Below are 16,020 nucleotides of genomic sequence, written 5' to 3' on the forward strand. Positions count from 1 at the left end.
GTCAATAATTAATCGACAGACGTGATTGTTTAATGAAGTAAAATTGACGATCTCACTTTGACGTCCAGGTACCAATAGGCGCCCAGGTGTTTTTTCTGTTATAATGGCGAAAATGGAGGCGTTGCGGTATGGGATTAGTTTATTACGGTTATCCAAAGTGCGGGACATGCAGAAAAGCAAAAAAATGGCTTGAGACGAACAACTTGGACTTTCAGGAAGTGAACATAGCGGAAGCTCCTCCTTCAGTAGAAGAACTTGGCAAAATGATTGCGGCATCGGATTTGGAGTTGAAAAAGTTTTTCAACGTTAGTGGGACGAAATATAGAGAGCTAAACTTGAAAGACAAATTGCTCACAATGACAGATGAAGAGAAAATTAGCTTGCTGTCATCTGACGGTATGTTGATTAAGAGACCAATTGTCTTCGGTGATGGTAAGGTGACTGTCGGATTCAAGGAAGAAGAGTTCGACAAAGTATGGACTAACTGATTTCCTATCTTGTCTTTATTCGAGAAATATGACAGAATTGAAGAGAATGAAACTATTTATTTGGAGGGATACGGAATGAGCACACCAAAAGATCTGCGTTATTCTGAAGAGCATGAATGGGTAAAAGACGAAGGTGGTAACTACCGCATCGGTATTACTCACTTTGCACAATCTGAACTAGGCGATATCGTATTCGTTGAACTTCCATCTGTCGGAGATGACATCAAAGCGGACGAGCCTTTCGGAAGCGTTGAATCTGTTAAGACAGTATCAGAACTTTATGCACCAATCAGCGGAAAAGTAATTGAAGTGAATGAAGGACTTGAAGACAGCCCTGAATTTGTCAATGAATCACCGTATGAAAATGCATGGATGATCGTTGTTGAACCTTCAAATGTTTCTGAACTGGATGAACTTATGTCAGCTGAAGCGTATGAAAAAATGACTGTCGGAGAATAACTAAGACAAGGCGCCGGTACTTTTTCGGCGTTTTTTGCATCTTTATATAAAAAAGAGCGAAGGAGGGGCCTCTTGTGTCGGATGAAAGAGTAATTATCGTCGAGGGCGGTTCGGATAAGAAACGTTTGGCACGAATACTTGTTGAGCCTGTCGAAATTATTTGTACGAACGGCACAGTAAGTCCTTATCGGCTTGAAGAATTGCTTGCACCTTACGAAGAACATGAACTATTTGTCTTCGTTGATGCGGATGAAGATGGAGAAAAGACCCGTGTTTTATTCAAAAGAGAGTTCCCGGCAGCAATCCATTTGTACACAGAAAAGGTTTATCGGGAAGTGGAGACGACCCCATACAAAGTGTTGGCTACAATACTACAAGGTGCGGATTTTAAAATCAGACCGGAATTTCTAATTTAAAGGATGTAGAATTAATGGAAACTTGGACACGCGAACAATGGGAGATGGCTTTGAAAGAGTCTTCAGTGGCAGCGTTTTATTTATATACACCAATGTGTGGAACTTGTGCAGTCGCATCTAAAATGATGGAAGTTATTACCGTCATGAGACCGGGAATACCAATCGGGAAAGCAGATTTGAATTACGTACAAAATATTGCAATTGACTATGAAATCGAAAGCGTTCCTTGCCTTCTTATACAAAAGGATGGCGTTTTAACCCATAAAATTTATGCATTTCAATCAGTACCGTATCTACTTGAAGAAATAGATTGACAATAGATATGGAACTTTGATATACTTCGTCTTAACATTCAATTGAATAGGTCACTCTTATTAAGAGAGGTGGAGGGATAGTGCCCTGCGAAGCCCGGCAACCGTCACGTAAGTGAAATGGTGCCAAGTCACACAAAGCATACGCTTTGAAAGATGAGAGATTGGACAACGTTTATTTTCGATAACGTCAAGCCTTTCTGCCCGTCTGCAGGAAGGCTTTTTTGTATTGAAAAGCGGAAGGCGCCGCTCAGCCCCGACAGGCACAAGTCAGATTGCGAAGGGGGCGTACCTAAGCCACCACAGCGAACTGCCTTGTGACCCGAGGGGGTGGCGCCTGAAGCTAGACAAAATTAGTAACAAAACAATTTTTCTGAGGTGAAAAAAATGATTTATTTAACGGATATAAATAAACGATACGGTGAAGGGCCAGGCAGTATTTCAGCAGTCGAAAATGTATCGCTTGAAATTACTGACGGTGAGATTTTTGGAGTCATCGGCTATAGTGGGGCAGGAAAAAGTACGTTGATTCGACTACTGAACGGTCTTGAAATGCCAACGTCAGGTAGCGTTAAAATAGGAAGTCTAGAAATATCAGCAATTAAAGGGAAAGAGCTAAGGGAAGCACGACAAAAAGTGAGTATGATTTTCCAACACTTTAACTTACTGTGGTCTAGAACAGTGAAGGAGAATATCGCTTTCCCTCTTGAAATCGCGGGTGTACGAAAAGCCGAGCGTGATAAGAAAGTGGCGGAACTGATTGAATTAGTTGGTTTGGCTGGTCGCGAAAATGCATATCCATCCGAATTGTCTGGAGGTCAGAAACAGCGCGTAGGGATTGCTCGTGCGCTTGCAAACGACCCTGAAGTCCTTCTTTGTGACGAAGCGACTTCAGCCCTTGATCCAGAAACAACGGATTCAATACTAGACCTTCTAACAGGAATTAATGAACGACTTGGACTGACAATTGTGCTTATCACACATGAAATGCACGTTATCCGGAAAATTTGCCACAGAGTTGCAGTTATGGAGGCAGGGAAAGTTGTTGAGTTGGGAGATGTCCTGGATGTGTTCCAATCACCGAAGGAACCGATCACAAAGCGGTTTGTCTCTCAAGTGACGGAACCCGTGGAGGCGAAGCAGGCAATGGCGCATATTAAGGAAGAATTTCCTGCCGGCACGCTTATCAAGCTTGTATTTGTAGGGGAGCGGACAGAACAACCTGTCCTCGCAAGTCTTATTCGGAAATTCACTGTCGATGTGAATATCGTGCAGGGAAACATATCCCATACACATGGCGGGGCATACGGCACACTGATACTTCAGTTGCTTGGAGATTCCTCAATCATTGAGGAAGCAATTCAATACCTCAATGAAAATGATGTTCAGACGGAGGTGATCGGTAATGATTGAAAACCTTTTTCCGAATGTCGACTGGACTAAAATGTGGGAAGCAACAGTGGAAACACTCTATATGACTGCGGTTTCTACATTGTTCACTTTAGTTATTGGGTTAGGACTTGGAATTTTACTCTTCCTATCTAGTCCCGGTCAACTTTGGTCGAATAAGTTGGTCAATATTATATCAGGAGCATTCGTCAATATTTTTAGATCCATTCCGTTTATCATATTAATCATTTTACTTATTCCGTTTACGAAATTTCTTCTTGGTACAATCCGCGGACCGGATGCAGCGATGCCGGCACTTATTATTGGAGCGGCTCCGTTTTATGCAAGAATGGTGTTGATTGCATTACAGGAAATTGATAAAGGTGTAATTGAAGCTTCGAAGTCAATGGGAGCGAAAACGAGAACGATTATTTTTAAAGTTCTTATACCGGAATCGATGCCTGCACTTATTTCAGGAATTACTGTAACAGCGATTGCACTCGTCGGGTACACTGCTATGGCTGGGATTATCGGAGCAGGTGGACTTGGGACTCTTGCATACTTAGATGGATTCCAGCGTAGCCGGGAAGACGTTACACTTGCTGCAACAATCCTTATTTTAATTATCGTTTTCATCATTCAATTCATCGGGGATTTTGCGGTGAGGAAATTCGACAAGAGATAATAGTTAGTACAGTAATATCAGGCCTAGCCTGTAAATTATATAAAACATAGAAAAAGGGGAGAAAAAATCATGAAAAAGCTTTTAGGGGGAATAGTATTAGCAGTACTTGTATTGGCATTGGTAGCTTGCGGAGCGAAAAATGACAGCGATGATAAAAGTACAAGTGGGGAAGACAAAGCTGACAAAGAAACTGTTGAAGAAACGGAAATTGTCATTGGTGCATCTAACACACCGCACGCAATCATTTTAGAAAAGGCAGCACCGATATTGAAAGAAAAAGGAATTGAACTTGTCATTGAAACATACCAAGACTATATTTTGCCAAATAAAGATCTAGAATCAGGCGAATTGGATGCGAACTTCTTCCAGCACATTCCTTATTTAGATCAACAAGTAATTGACCACGGTTATAAGTTTGCGAATGCAGGAGCTATCCATATCGAACCGATGGCTGTTTACTCGACGAAATATAAATCAATTGATGAACTTCCAGACGGTGCAGTTATTATTTTTAGTAACTCAGTAGCTGAACATGGCCGTGTCCTATCTTTGTTAGAGTCGGCTGGGTTAATCAAATTGGCTGACGGAGTAGATAAAGTAACAGCTGAAGTGAAAGACATTGTTGACAACCCTAAAAATCTGGAATTTGATGCGAATTACGAACCATCACTTTTACCACAATTGTATAAAAATGATGAAGGCGATGCAGTAGTTATCAACGCAAACTATGCAATCGATGCAGGTTTGAATCCACTTGACGATTCTATCGCGATTGAAGAGACAGAGTCGCCATATGCAAACATCATCACAGTAAGAGAAGGCGATGAAAATACTGAAGCAATTAAGATTTTGGTTGACGTGTTGAAATCGAAAGAAATCCAAGACTTCATTCTCGAAGAGTGGGGCGGCGACGTCATTCCTGTGAAGTGATTTGATGATGAAAGTGGACAACTATCTTTACCCATCACCTAGATTGTCATCTTAGAAAAAAGGGAGATTATGAAATGAAGAAATTTCTAACAGGTGTTTTATTAGCAGTACTGATACTCGCGCTTGCAGCTTGCGGAACAAAAAACACTAGCGGCAGCAATAATGTAGGCGAAAAAGAAACAACTAAGATTGTTGTCGGAGCTTCCAATACACCGCATTCGATCATTCTAGAACAAGCAAAACCATTGTTGAAGGAAAAAGGTTATGACCTTCAAATCGAAACATATCAAGACTATGTGTTGCCGAATAAAGATCTTGAATCCAGCGAACTCGATGCAAACTACTTTCAGCATATTCCTTATCTCGAATTACAAATTGAAGATGCGGGATATGACTTTGTAAATGCAGGCGGCATTCATATTGAGCCAATCGGCGTTTATTCGAAAAAGTATAAATCACTTGATGAACTTCCAGATGGTGCGACGATTTTAATGAGTAGCTCTATTTCTGATCACGGACGAGTGCTTGCGATGCTTGAATCAAAAGGGCTTATCAAACTTGACGAAAGTATAGATAAAACAGCTGCTGAACTGAAAGATATCGTTGAAAACCCTAAAAACATCAAATTTGACGCAAACTATGAGCCGGGATTAATGCCGCAGCTTTACTCAAATGATGAAGGCGATGCATTGCTGATCAACTCGAACTTTGCAATCGATGCGGGTTTAAATCCGATTAAAGATTCTATTGCTATCGAAGACGCGGATTCACCTTATGTAAATATCATCGCTGTAAGAAAAGGTGATGAAGATAAAGATTCGATCAAAGCTTTGATTGAAGTATTGAAGTCAAAAGAAATTCAAGACTTTATTTTAAAAGAATGGGATGGCACAGTCGTTCCGGTAAAATAAGTATGAAGAAAACTCCGCCGAAGATTTTGAACTCGGTGGAGTTTTCTTTTTTCCAATAGATGTTAATCACAAATAGATGTTCCAATAGCAAAAATATTATGGTATTGTTGTCTCTTAAATACATATATTTATCATAGGGGGATATGGTTTTGAAGTTCAAAATTGGTCTAATATGGCGTATCGTTATTGCCATTGGATTAGCAATTGTACTCGGTGTACTTCTACCGAAGATACCGACAATCGGAGCAGCCTTTACGGACTGGTTTGTCAGTCTTGCCGCAACATTTAATATGATTTTTGGAGGTTTCCTGAACTTTATAGTGCCTCTAATCATTATTGCGTTCATCACGCCCGGAATCGCTAAGCTTGGCAAGGGATCTGGTAAGCTCCTTGGACTGGCAACAGCATTTGCATATATATCTACAATTGTAGCTGGTATTATTGCATATTTTTCGGCAACAGCATTATTGCCAGGATTTATCGGAAGTCTTGGAGACGGCAAGGTAGAAAAAGCAGGTCGAGCTGCCGCGGAATCCTTTTTTGAACTTGAAATGACACCGATTATGGGTGTTATGTCAGCGCTCCTTCTCGCATTCGTACTAGGTATAGGTATGGCATCCATTGGTAGTAAGGCAATGCTCTCTGTATTCGAGGAATTGAATGTTCTAATAGAAAAGGTGATTGCATTCGTTATCATTCCGCTGTTACCATTCCATATTTTCGGGATTTTTCTAAATATGACATATACCGGTGAAGTTGCGAAGGTTCTTTCCGTGTTTGCGCTGGTATTCGTTATGATTATCGTTCTTCATTTCATCATGCTAACGATTCAATATACGATTGCTGGTTCTCTTTCAAAACGCAATCCGTTTTTCTTGATGAAAACGATGGCACCTGCCTATTTCACTGCACTAGGGACACAATCGTCTGCAGCGACTATCCCGGTTACGTTAAGTCAAGCACGTAAAACAGGTGCGTCGGACAAGGTGACTGATTTCACGATTCCACTTTTCGCGACAATTCACCTATCGGGAAGTACAATCACACTTGTATCATGTTCAATCGGTGTCATGCTTATGAATGGAATGCCAGTTGAATTCAGTGATTATCTTCCATTCATCTTCATGCTAGGTGTTGCAATGATTGCAGCTCCTGGAGTCCCAGGAGGTGCAGTAGTAGCGGCAACTGGACTACTCGTTTCGATGCTAGGTTTTGATCAGACGATGGTTGCACTTATGATTGCACTTTATATGGCACAAGACAGCTTCGGAACAGCAACGAACGTCACAGGTGATGGCGCACTCGCTATTATCGTTGACAGATTCACGGATAGTGACGATGCTAAAACAAATTTAGAGCCAGATCAATACTAATAATTCGAGTTTGAACCGGTACATTACGTGCCGGTTTTTTGAATTGTGTGGTTTCTCATTAAAACTGGATAATTGAAAATGAGCGAAGTCTAGAAGAATGTATGCATACAAGTCTTGAATTAAGGGCATTCCTTTCAAATGAAACGATTCTCAATGATTTGCAAGGCAATGCTTATTACGTTAAGATTAGAATGATACTAAATTGAGAATGGATATCCGTTCATCTTTAATATATTGGAGGTATTGGAATGGCTACTTTAGAAATTAAAGACCTTCACGTTGAAATTGAAGGCAAGGAAATATTGAAAGGCGTCGATTTGACGATTAATACAAATGAGATCCATGCAATCATGGGTCCAAATGGTACAGGTAAATCTACACTCGCGCAAGCGATTATGGGGCATCCCAAATATGTTGTGACATCTGGCACAATCAAACTTGATGGTGAAGATGTACTTGAAATGGCAGTGGACGAGCGCGCTAGAGCGGGTATCTTCCTTGGCATGCAATATCCAAGCGAAATTACAGGCGTAACAAACGCTGACTTCCTTCGTTCTGCAATCAATGCTAAACGTGAAGAAGGCGACGAAATTTCACTGATGAAATTCATCCGTGAACTCGACAGCAAAATGGAATTCCTTGAAATGGACGAAGACATGGCTACACGTTACTTAAACGAAGGTTTCTCAGGTGGAGAAAAGAAACGTAACGAAATTCTTCAGCTTACAATGTTGAAGCCTAAATTTGCAGTGCTTGATGAAATTGACTCCGGTCTTGATATCGATGCATTGAAAGTTGTTTCAAAAGGCATCAACGAAATGCGCGGCGAAGATTTTGGTTGCCTAATCATCACTCATTACCAACGTCTTCTTGACTATATTACACCAGACAAAGTTCACGTTATGATGCAAGGCAAAGTTGTTAAATCCGGTGGAGCTGAATTAGCACATAAACTTGAAGAACAAGGATATGACTGGATTAAAGAAGAACTTGGCATCGAAGACGAAACTGTCGGGCAGGAAGTTTAAGAAAGGAGGACGATTCAAAATGACGGTTGAAACAAAGTTGGCATTAACCGAACAGGACGTCCGTTCCTATTCCGCTAAGATGAATGAAGCAGATTGGATGGCGGATTTCCGCGCAGACGCATTAGTGAGAGCGGAACAGCTTCCAATGCCAAGACCAGATAAAACGAAAATTGACAAATGGAACTTTACGGAATTCCCTGCCCATACGGTAGAGAGTACTGTGTATGCTTCCTTGGACGAGCTTTCTGAAGAAGCGCGTGCCCTTGTTGATAAAGAGCAACAGAACAGTATTTATGTACAGCACAACAACACACCAGCTTACTTGTTTTTATCTGAAGAGTTGAAAGCTAAAGGTGTCATCATGACAGATATTTTCACAGCATCACGTGAACATAGTGATCTTATGAAAAAATATTTCATGACAGACGGTGTGAAGGTAGACGAGCATAAACTGACTGCACTTCATGCAGCACTTATAAACGGCGGCGTTTTCGTATATGTTCCGAAAAATGTTGTTGTAGAAGAGCCAATTCAAGTGTTGTTTTTACATGATGATGAACAAGCTTCACTCTTTAACCACGTTCTTATTGTGGCAGAAGCGAATAGTTCAGTGACGTATGTCGAGAACTATTTATCGACTGTAGAAGAAGCAAAAGGATTAGCTAATATCGTATCTGAAGTATTCACAGGTGATAATGCACAAATTACTTACGGTGCGGTTGATGTACTTGCGAAAGGATTTATAACTTATGTGAATCGTCGTGGAGTTACAGGACGCGATAGCCGAATTGATTGGGCACTTGGACTGATGAATGACAGTGATACGATTTCTGAAAATATCACGCATCTTGTTGGTAACGGATCTCATTGCGACATGAAGACAGTTGTTGTTGGACGCGGTAAACAGCGCCAAAACTTCACAACTGAAATCGTTCACTGGGGAACGGATACAGAAGGATTCATCTTGAAACACGGTGTTGTTAAAGAAGAATCTACATGTATCTTTAACGGTATCGGAAGAATCGCAAAAGGTGCAACAAGAGCGAACGCTGTCCAAGAGTCACGCGTCCTTATGTTAAGTGAAAGGGCACGCGGAGACGCAAATCCAATCCTTCTTATCGACGAAGATGATGTAACAGCAGGACACGCGGCATCTGTTGGTCGTGTTGATCCACTGCAACTATTTTACTTGATGAGCCGTGGGATTACTCAACATGAAGCAGAACGCCTTGTCATTCATGGTTTCCTTGCGCCTGTAGTCAGCAAATTGCCGATTGAAGGCGTTAAGAAACAATTGACGGAGGTTATCGAAAGGAAAGTGCGCTAATGCTCAGTACAGACATCCGCAAACATTTCCCTATATTGGACCAAGAGATAAACGGGCATCCGCTCGTTTATCTAGATAGTGCTGCGACTTCTCAAAAGCCGCGCCAAGTAATAGAAGCAATAAGCAATTATTATAGCTTTGATAATTCAAACGTCCACCGTGGTGTGCATACGCTTGGTAATCGTGCGACGGAAGGGTATGAAGGAGCGCGCGAGAAAGTGCGCAACTTCATCAATGCGAAGTCGACTGAAGAAATCATATTCATGCGCGGTACGACAACGGCTTTAAATACAGTTGCACAAAGTTATGGACGGGCGAATGTCGGTGAAGGTGATGAAATCGTCATCACATACATGGAGCATCATTCAAACATTATTCCATGGCAACAGCTGGCAAAAGAAAAAGGGGCAGTGTTGAAGTACGTCGACCTTGAGGAAGACGGCACACTATCACTTGAAAAAGTCCGAGAAGTTGTTACAGACCGGACCAAAATCGTGTCCATCATGTACGTATCGAACGTACTTGGTACGATGAATCCAGTTAAAGAAATTGCAGAAATTGCACATGCACATGGAGCTGTTATGGTTGTCGATGGTGCGCAAGCTGCTCCGCATCTGAAAATCGATGTACAGAAACTAGATTGTGACTTTTTCGCTTTTTCGGGACATAAGATGTGCGGTCCTACCGGTATCGGTGTTCTGTACGGTAAAAAAGATTTACTTAACAAAATGGAGCCGGTCGAGTTCGGCGGCGAAATGATTGATTTCGTTGGTTTGTATGAATCGACATGGAAAGAGCTTCCTTGGAAGTTTGAAGGCGGTACGCCGATAATTGCAGGTGCAATTGGTTTAGGCGCAGCAATCGACTTTCTTGAAGAAATCGGGCTAGATAACATTGAACGGCATGAACACGAACTTGCTAAATATGCAATGGAACGGATGTCGGAAATCGATGGACTTAAGATTTACGGTCCACTCGATCCTGAGAAACGTGCCGGACTTGTTACTTTTAATCTGAACGATGTCCATCCACATGACGTTGCAACCGTGCTCGATATGCATGGTATTGCCGTCAGAGCAGGTCACCACTGTGCTCAGCCGCTTATGAAATGGCTCAATGTATCATCCACGGCACGCGCAAGCTTCTATATTTATAATACGGAAGCTGACGTTGACCGCCTCGTGGACGGACTCCGTATCGCAAAGGAGTATTTCGCAGATGTCTACTAACAAATTAGATCAGTTATATCGTTCGGTCATCATGGACCATTATAAAAACCCTAGAAATAAAGGCGTCATCGAAGAAAGTAGCATAACTGTCGATATGAATAATCCGACATGTGGCGATGTGATCCATCTGACTTTACAAATAGATGATGGCATTGTTCAAAATGCAAAATTCGAAGGCGATGGCTGTTCAATTTCAATGGCATCTGCGTCGATGATGACGCAGATTGTTAAAGGTAAAAAAGTGGATGAAGCATTAAAAGCGGCCTCTATCTTTTCGGACATGATGCTGGGCAAAGATGTTGACGACTCCATCGACCTAGGTGATATTGAAGCACTTGCGGGAGTATCGAAATTTCCTGCCCGTATTAAATGTGCAACATTGGCATGGAAGGCGATGGAAAAGGGAGTCGGAAATGACTCCGAACAGTAACTAAAAGGACGGAGGAATAGTAATGGCTAAAAAAATGCCGGATATCGGCGATTACAAATATGGGTTTGCTGACAAAGACGTTTCCATTTTCCGTTCGGAACGTGGTTTGACAAAGGAAATCGTTGAAGAAATTTCAGGTATGAAGAACGAACCTCAATGGATGCTTGACTACCGCCTGAAATCATTGGAAATGTTCTACAAAATGCCAATGCCACAATGGGGTGGAGATCTAAACTCCCTTAAATTTGACGAGATTACTTACTATGTTAAACCTTCTGAAGGGGCGGAACGCTCTTGGGATGAAGTACCAGAAGAAATCAAGCGTACGTTTGATAAACTTGGTATTCCTGAAGCTGAACAAAAATACCTTGCAGGTGTTTCTGCACAATACGAATCTGAAGTCGTTTACCATAATATGAAACAAGAACTTGTCGACCTTGGAATTGTGTTTAAAGATACAGATTCAGCACTAAAGGAAGACGAAGAACTGTTCAAAAAGTATTGGGGAACAATCATTCCAAACTCAGATAACAAGTTCGCTGCATTGAACTCGGCTGTATGGTCAGGCGGTTCGTTCATCTATGTACCACCGGGCGTTAAAGTTGAAACTCCACTTCAAGCCTATTTCCGTATTAACTCGGAAAACATGGGTCAGTTCGAGCGTACTATGATTATTGTTGATGAAGGAGCAAGCGTCCATTACGTTGAAGGATGTACTGCACCTGTTTATACAACGAATTCACTTCACAGTGCTGTCGTTGAAATCATTGTTAAAAAGGATGCGTATTGCCGTTATACAACAATCCAAAACTGGGCAAATAACGTTTACAATCTTGTAACGAAGCGTGCAGTTTGTGACGCAAACGCAACAATGGAGTGGATTGACGGGAACATCGGCTCTAAATTGACGATGAAATACCCTGCAATCATTCTTAAAGGCGAAGGCGCACGTGGTATGACACTTTCTATCGCACTAGCAGGAAAAGGTCAGCATCAGGATGCCGGAGCGAAAATGCATCACCTTGCACCAAATACGTCTTCTACAATCGTGTCGAAATCAATTTCACAACACGGTGGTAAAGTAACGTATCGCGGAATCGTTCACTTTGGACGTAAAGCAGATGGCGCACGCGCGAACATCGAGTGTGACACGCTGATTATGGATGACTTGTCGACATCTGACACGATTCCATATAACGAAATCCTGAATGATAACATTTCACTTGAACATGAAGCGAAAGTTTCTAAAGTATCAGAAGAACAGCTCTTCTACTTGATGAGCCGCGGAGTTCCTGAACTTGAAGCAACTGAAATGATCGTTATGGGCTTCATCGAACCATTCACAAAAGAATTGCCGATGGAATATGCTGTAGAAATGAACCGTCTTATCAAGTTTGAGATGGAAGGCAGCATTGGTTAATTCGTTATAAACGTTGTTACATCAACGGTTATACGATTTATATAGAGCAAGGAAAATCAGGCGTGCCGATTTCGTGCCGATTCAGATTTTCCGCGCAGTGTAGGAGGCGAACTTTTTTAGTTCGTCTTCTTCTATTTTTTCCGTGATATCCAAGTAAGTGTCTGTTGTTGTTTTGGTAGTTTTATGGCCTAAGCGGTCGGCAACAAACTTAATACTTGCTCCAGACTCCAACAAAAGAACGGCGTGCGTGTGCCTGAATCCGTGGGTGCCTTTGTAATCCACACCGGCTTTTTTACAGTAATCACGAATAGTGTCCCTGACTGTTGACGGTGTTAGATAATTACCAAGGTAGTTTTGAAATATAATTCCTTGGTCATTTTTATGAAATCTTTCGTCGCCAAGAATTAATTCATATTGTCTCAATTTGAATTTCTTGAGTTCTCGCGAAAGATCCTCATTCAACCCAATCGTTCTATATGATGCTGTATTTTTTAAAGTCGTTAATTTTAATCCGTTATTTTTATCCCTCTTCGTTTGTCGCTCTACAGTCAATTTACCATCCTCAATGTCCGTCCACTTTAAAGCAAGACTTTCACTAATCCTTAACCCTGTTTGACTTAAAAAGTACATAAGTGTGTGGTAAATTTGGTATTCGGGAAACCGCTGGTGCTTGTAGCGTTTCATGTAATCAAGCAATGTGTTTAATTCATCAAGACTGTAATATTTCAAGTCTTTTTTAAGTGCCACAGAATCTTGCACTGGCACCTTTAAACGGTCCGATGGATTTTTCTCTAAAATTTCTAGTTCATGAACAGCGTAGTGAAGGATACTTTTCAGTGTTGATAAATATTTCACAACAGAATCAAACACATATTTATTGTTTCCGTGTTCATCCTCCATGTCCACATACAGTTTAATCCACCGTTTAATTTCCGCGCGCTTAATCCGCATGATTCGCTTGTCTCCGAAGTGAGGCAGTATGTGCAACCTTACGATCACTTCCAATTGCTCAAACGTGGATTCTTTGACGTTTGCTTTTTTATGTTCATGCAGCCATTCCCCTACAACTTCTTTCATCAACATGTTTCTGTCATTCAAGGTTTGCCCGTAGTAGATCCGTTCTTCAACTTTAGCAGCTTCAATTCCAGCTTCTTTCTTAGTTCGGAACGTACCTCCGACGCTAAACTCAGTGCCATCCTTCGAAACCCTTGCTTGCCATCTTCCACTTTTTAACTGTCTAAATGTAGCCAAAACCAACACTCCTGTCTTTTTGATACAAAGAAAGAGTAGCATATGAGCTACTCTTTTTTAATTTCTAGCGCTAGAAATTAAGTTCCATTGACTTATTTTTTAGCTGGATTTCCATCTGTGCTCTCCTAAAGCTAATAATGTTTCCCCTTTTTGCTCATCTTCCAATTCGCGGCGATATTTTTCGACTTCTGTATTGATGTTGTCTTCTACCGTGGCAACCGTTTCCGAATGATTGCTAAATTTGGCTTTAAAATGCGTCATAAGATTCTTGCGAGTATCGCTGTCTAATTCCATATACCCTTTGATGATTTCGGTTTCCAGCGCGCTGAGGCTGTTTTTTTTTGCATACTCATCAAGTGAGAAGGTGGCGGGTTGAACAAACATTTCACCTTCTCCACATCGAAGCCATTCCTCATTCACGTTAAATTCGCCGCAAATCAGCTTGACATGTTGGTCAGTCACTTTACGAATTCCGTTTTCTATATTAGAAATACCGGATTTCGACAAACCCATCGCATCACCGAATGCCTCTTGGTTGAGCTGTAATATACCTCTTAACTCCTTGAATCTTCTGTTTTCATCATTCATTTTATCCCTCCTCTCAGAATTAACAATACAGTATGCAGTTCTGTATGTAAACTTTTAGCGGGGAAATTCTTGACTTGGTTCTCTTAGTGTACTATTATGTATACAGGCAGAATTATTTGAGTCGAAAGGAGGAAAAAAATGGATGCAATCTTGAACATCGAACAACAACCAGATGTAGAAGAAATGGATGCTTTCTTGAAGAGTTTACCTGAACAGCTACGATTGCAAATTTTCGGGATGATTCAAGGGGTTCGGTTAGGGCTTCATTTCTCTGAAGAAGCAAATAAAACTGAAAATAACGTAGCTAATTAAGCACGATTTCTAACTTGGCGAAACGAAAAGGGGTGAAAACATGATTACGTTCCAAGTTGATGGTGATCAGTTGAATCAAGCTTTCCAAGATGAGTTGCAAAAAAAAATGGATAAACTAGAACACGCACACACTTTTTGGGATACAAAAGAACTTAAACGAAGAACTTGTATGAGCTGGAACACGATTCAAGATAATTTCTTCCATCACAATGATTTTCCGAAAGCAAAGGTCGGGGGGAAGTGGTACTTCCCAGCTGAGGCGACGAATAAATTTTTAATCAAGTGGTTGCAAGGGCAAGCAAGCTGAAAGGTCTGTTTTATAAAAGAATGTTGATTCCATCAAGAGGCGCCGGGAAGCCATTACTGGTTATTCATCCCCCTGTATCCCGGCACTCTTGATGGGATCGACAAAATATAGAAAGGTAGGCGAACAGAAATGACGGTAGATATTAATGGAATTTCCCCATCATATTTTCTATCGGAGTTCGATAGATTTGATATCGAGGTTTCCGAAAATACGGATTATCTATTTAAGCTTTCAAAATGTGTGGGTGACGTGGAATTCAATACGATTATGACTGCATCGGAAATTGTCGATTTGAAGAACACTATGCCGGATAAGTGGGAATATATCCAGTTGCAGTTGCAGAGAGGTGAGAGGGATGTTTAAAACTCAAACCTCATTGGAACGAGGGGAAAAAATTAGGTTGCAAAAAGCGGTCGCTTAAAAGGGTTACTCGATTGAATCGACTTTAAAGTCTAGACCTGTTCAGGGAGCTGTATCGCATATTTAAATCCACTTAGGTGTTGATTCTCATAAAAATATAAGTTTGGGAGTTACGGAAGGACAATGGTGAATCGTTGCAAAAAATGGACTATTACTCTTTGCATAGCTTACTAGAAATTTTAAAAGTGGTAAATGAGAGGTGGACATGAGATGGAAAAAACATATTGCTTTAAATCTAATAGAGATTCCGCATACGGGTTGGAAATCAGAAAGTATATGAAATTGCTTCCGTTATGGGGAGAGGTAATAGCTAAGGTCGGGGGATTGCTTGGAAATCCGATTACAGCAATCGCACACGAAGTTGACGAATTGTGGATTGATGTTGATCAAGTAAGTCCTGAAATCGCTAAATTGTTTACCAGAGATGGGAAGTTGAAGAAGAATTCCAAAGCCGCAAATGACATTAGAAAAAAATACTTGCAGATCATTGAAGATGTCGGCCTTGAAGGATTCATGGATAAACCCCGCATCAACTTCATATACGGAGTTATGAGGACAAGCCAACAACAAAGTCTAGCATCATTTATCAGCAGTGAACACGATGTGTATTTTAAAGCTAATTACGACATGCTCGACAGGGAAAAATCCAACGGTTACATCGAACCGATTACGCAAATTCAATTCGAAGAAAAGCACCTCGAAGGATTGAAGAAAAATGACGAATTTTAAAGGTCTAGATTGATAAA

Annotated in this window: 20 protein-coding genes and 1 riboswitch; of the genes, 18 read left to right on the forward strand and 2 right to left on the reverse strand. The window is 41.1% G+C overall.

What is annotated here, in order from left to right; genetic code table 11:
• Positions 1-128 precede the first annotated feature (128 nt).
• The 14 genes from H7992_RS04785 to sufB all read left to right on the forward strand — a co-directional run bounded on the left by H7992_RS04785 (position 129) and on the right by sufB (position 12,396).
• Complete coding sequence (locus H7992_RS04785; protein ID WP_067206307.1) at positions 129-488, forward strand: arsenate reductase family protein; 360 nt, start codon at positions 129-131, stop codon at positions 486-488.
• A gap of 75 nt (positions 489-563) precedes the next feature.
• On the forward strand, positions 564-947 hold the full coding sequence (gene gcvH / locus H7992_RS04790) for a glycine cleavage system protein GcvH (protein ID WP_067206310.1): 384 nt from the start codon (positions 564-566) through the stop codon (positions 945-947).
• A 74-nt stretch (positions 948-1,021) separates the two neighbouring features.
• Positions 1,022-1,363: a toprim domain-containing protein gene (locus H7992_RS04795; RefSeq protein ID WP_067206312.1), complete on the forward strand. Its 342-nt coding sequence runs from the start codon at positions 1,022-1,024 to the stop codon at positions 1,361-1,363.
• Between the two features lie 14 nt (positions 1,364-1,377).
• On the forward strand, positions 1,378-1,677 hold the full coding sequence (locus tag H7992_RS04800; RefSeq protein WP_067206314.1) for a thioredoxin family protein: 300 nt from the start codon (positions 1,378-1,380) through the stop codon (positions 1,675-1,677).
• A gap of 54 nt (positions 1,678-1,731) precedes the next feature.
• A riboswitch (SAM riboswitch) is annotated at positions 1,732-1,837 on the forward strand.
• 224 nt (positions 1,838-2,061) lie between these two features.
• Positions 2,062-3,087 (forward strand): methionine ABC transporter ATP-binding protein, encoded by a 1,026-nt coding sequence (locus tag H7992_RS04805; protein WP_067206317.1) that lies wholly within the window; start codon positions 2,062-2,064, stop codon positions 3,085-3,087.
• Entirely contained in the window at positions 3,080-3,748 is a 669-nt protein-coding gene (locus H7992_RS04810) for a methionine ABC transporter permease (RefSeq protein ID WP_067206320.1), read from the forward strand. The genes H7992_RS04805 and H7992_RS04810 overlap by 8 nt, the downstream gene beginning before the upstream one ends.
• A gap of 69 nt (positions 3,749-3,817) precedes the next feature.
• Complete coding sequence (locus H7992_RS04815; protein ID WP_067206323.1) at positions 3,818-4,678, forward strand: MetQ/NlpA family ABC transporter substrate-binding protein; 861 nt, start codon at positions 3,818-3,820, stop codon at positions 4,676-4,678.
• 74 nt (positions 4,679-4,752) lie between these two features.
• Entirely contained in the window at positions 4,753-5,589 is an 837-nt protein-coding gene (locus tag H7992_RS04820) for a MetQ/NlpA family ABC transporter substrate-binding protein (RefSeq protein ID WP_067206326.1), read from the forward strand.
• Positions 5,590-5,738: 149 nt separating this feature from the next.
• Positions 5,739-6,962: a dicarboxylate/amino acid:cation symporter gene (locus tag H7992_RS04825; protein ID WP_067206328.1), complete on the forward strand. Its 1,224-nt coding sequence runs from the start codon at positions 5,739-5,741 to the stop codon at positions 6,960-6,962.
• Positions 6,963-7,210: 248 nt separating this feature from the next.
• Positions 7,211-7,990 carry a Fe-S cluster assembly ATPase SufC gene (gene sufC, locus H7992_RS04830; RefSeq protein ID WP_067206330.1) on the forward strand — a complete coding sequence of 260 codons (780 nt, stop codon included), beginning with the start codon at positions 7,211-7,213 and terminating at the stop codon, positions 7,988-7,990.
• 19 nt (positions 7,991-8,009) lie between these two features.
• Positions 8,010-9,317: a Fe-S cluster assembly protein SufD gene (gene sufD, locus H7992_RS04835; protein WP_187046788.1), complete on the forward strand. Its 1,308-nt coding sequence runs from the start codon at positions 8,010-8,012 to the stop codon at positions 9,315-9,317.
• The gene (locus H7992_RS04840; protein ID WP_067206336.1) at positions 9,317-10,546 is read left to right on the forward strand and encodes a cysteine desulfurase; all 1,230 of its coding nucleotides are present in this window, start codon (positions 9,317-9,319) and stop codon (positions 10,544-10,546) included. The genes sufD and H7992_RS04840 overlap by 1 nt, the downstream gene beginning before the upstream one ends.
• Positions 10,536-10,976: a Fe-S cluster assembly sulfur transfer protein SufU gene (sufU, locus tag H7992_RS04845; protein WP_067206339.1), complete on the forward strand. Its 441-nt coding sequence runs from the start codon at positions 10,536-10,538 to the stop codon at positions 10,974-10,976. Before H7992_RS04840 ends, sufU begins: the two co-directional genes overlap by 11 nt.
• A 22-nt stretch (positions 10,977-10,998) precedes the next feature.
• Positions 10,999-12,396, forward strand: coding sequence for a Fe-S cluster assembly protein SufB (gene sufB, locus H7992_RS04850; RefSeq protein WP_067206342.1), 1,398 nt, complete (start codon positions 10,999-11,001; stop codon positions 12,394-12,396).
• A gap of 81 nt (positions 12,397-12,477) precedes the next feature.
• Here sufB and H7992_RS04855 read toward each other — a convergent pair whose 3' ends face one another.
• Together H7992_RS04855 and H7992_RS04860 are read right to left on the reverse strand one after the other, a co-directional pair.
• Positions 12,478-13,647, reverse strand: a complete 1,170-nt coding sequence (locus H7992_RS04855; protein ID WP_187046789.1) for a tyrosine-type recombinase/integrase — start codon at positions 13,645-13,647, stop codon at positions 12,478-12,480.
• 99 nt (positions 13,648-13,746) lie between these two features.
• Positions 13,747-14,235 carry a helix-turn-helix domain-containing protein gene (locus H7992_RS04860; protein ID WP_187046790.1) on the reverse strand — a complete coding sequence of 163 codons (489 nt, stop codon included), beginning with the start codon at positions 14,233-14,235 and terminating at the stop codon, positions 13,747-13,749.
• A gap of 138 nt (positions 14,236-14,373) precedes the next feature.
• Between H7992_RS04860 and H7992_RS04865 the strand changes: the two genes are divergently transcribed.
• The 4 genes from H7992_RS04865 (at position 14,374) to H7992_RS04880 (ending at position 16,003) form a co-directional block, all read left to right on the forward strand.
• Positions 14,374-14,547: a hypothetical protein gene (locus H7992_RS04865; RefSeq protein ID WP_187046791.1), complete on the forward strand. Its 174-nt coding sequence runs from the start codon at positions 14,374-14,376 to the stop codon at positions 14,545-14,547.
• A gap of 40 nt (positions 14,548-14,587) precedes the next feature.
• Positions 14,588-14,854, forward strand: a complete 267-nt coding sequence (locus H7992_RS04870; protein WP_187046792.1) for a group-specific protein — start codon at positions 14,588-14,590, stop codon at positions 14,852-14,854.
• Positions 14,855-14,983: 129 nt separating this feature from the next.
• Positions 14,984-15,217 carry a hypothetical protein gene (locus H7992_RS04875; protein WP_187046793.1) on the forward strand — a complete coding sequence of 78 codons (234 nt, stop codon included), beginning with the start codon at positions 14,984-14,986 and terminating at the stop codon, positions 15,215-15,217.
• 267 nt (positions 15,218-15,484) lie between these two features.
• Positions 15,485-16,003, forward strand: coding sequence for a hypothetical protein (locus H7992_RS04880; protein ID WP_187046794.1), 519 nt, complete (start codon positions 15,485-15,487; stop codon positions 16,001-16,003).
• Positions 16,004-16,020: the final 17 nt, after the last annotated feature.

This window comes from Sporosarcina sp. resist (assembly GCF_014302295.1).
Classification (GTDB): Bacteria; Bacillota; Bacilli; order Bacillales_A; family Planococcaceae; genus Sporosarcina; species Sporosarcina psychrophila.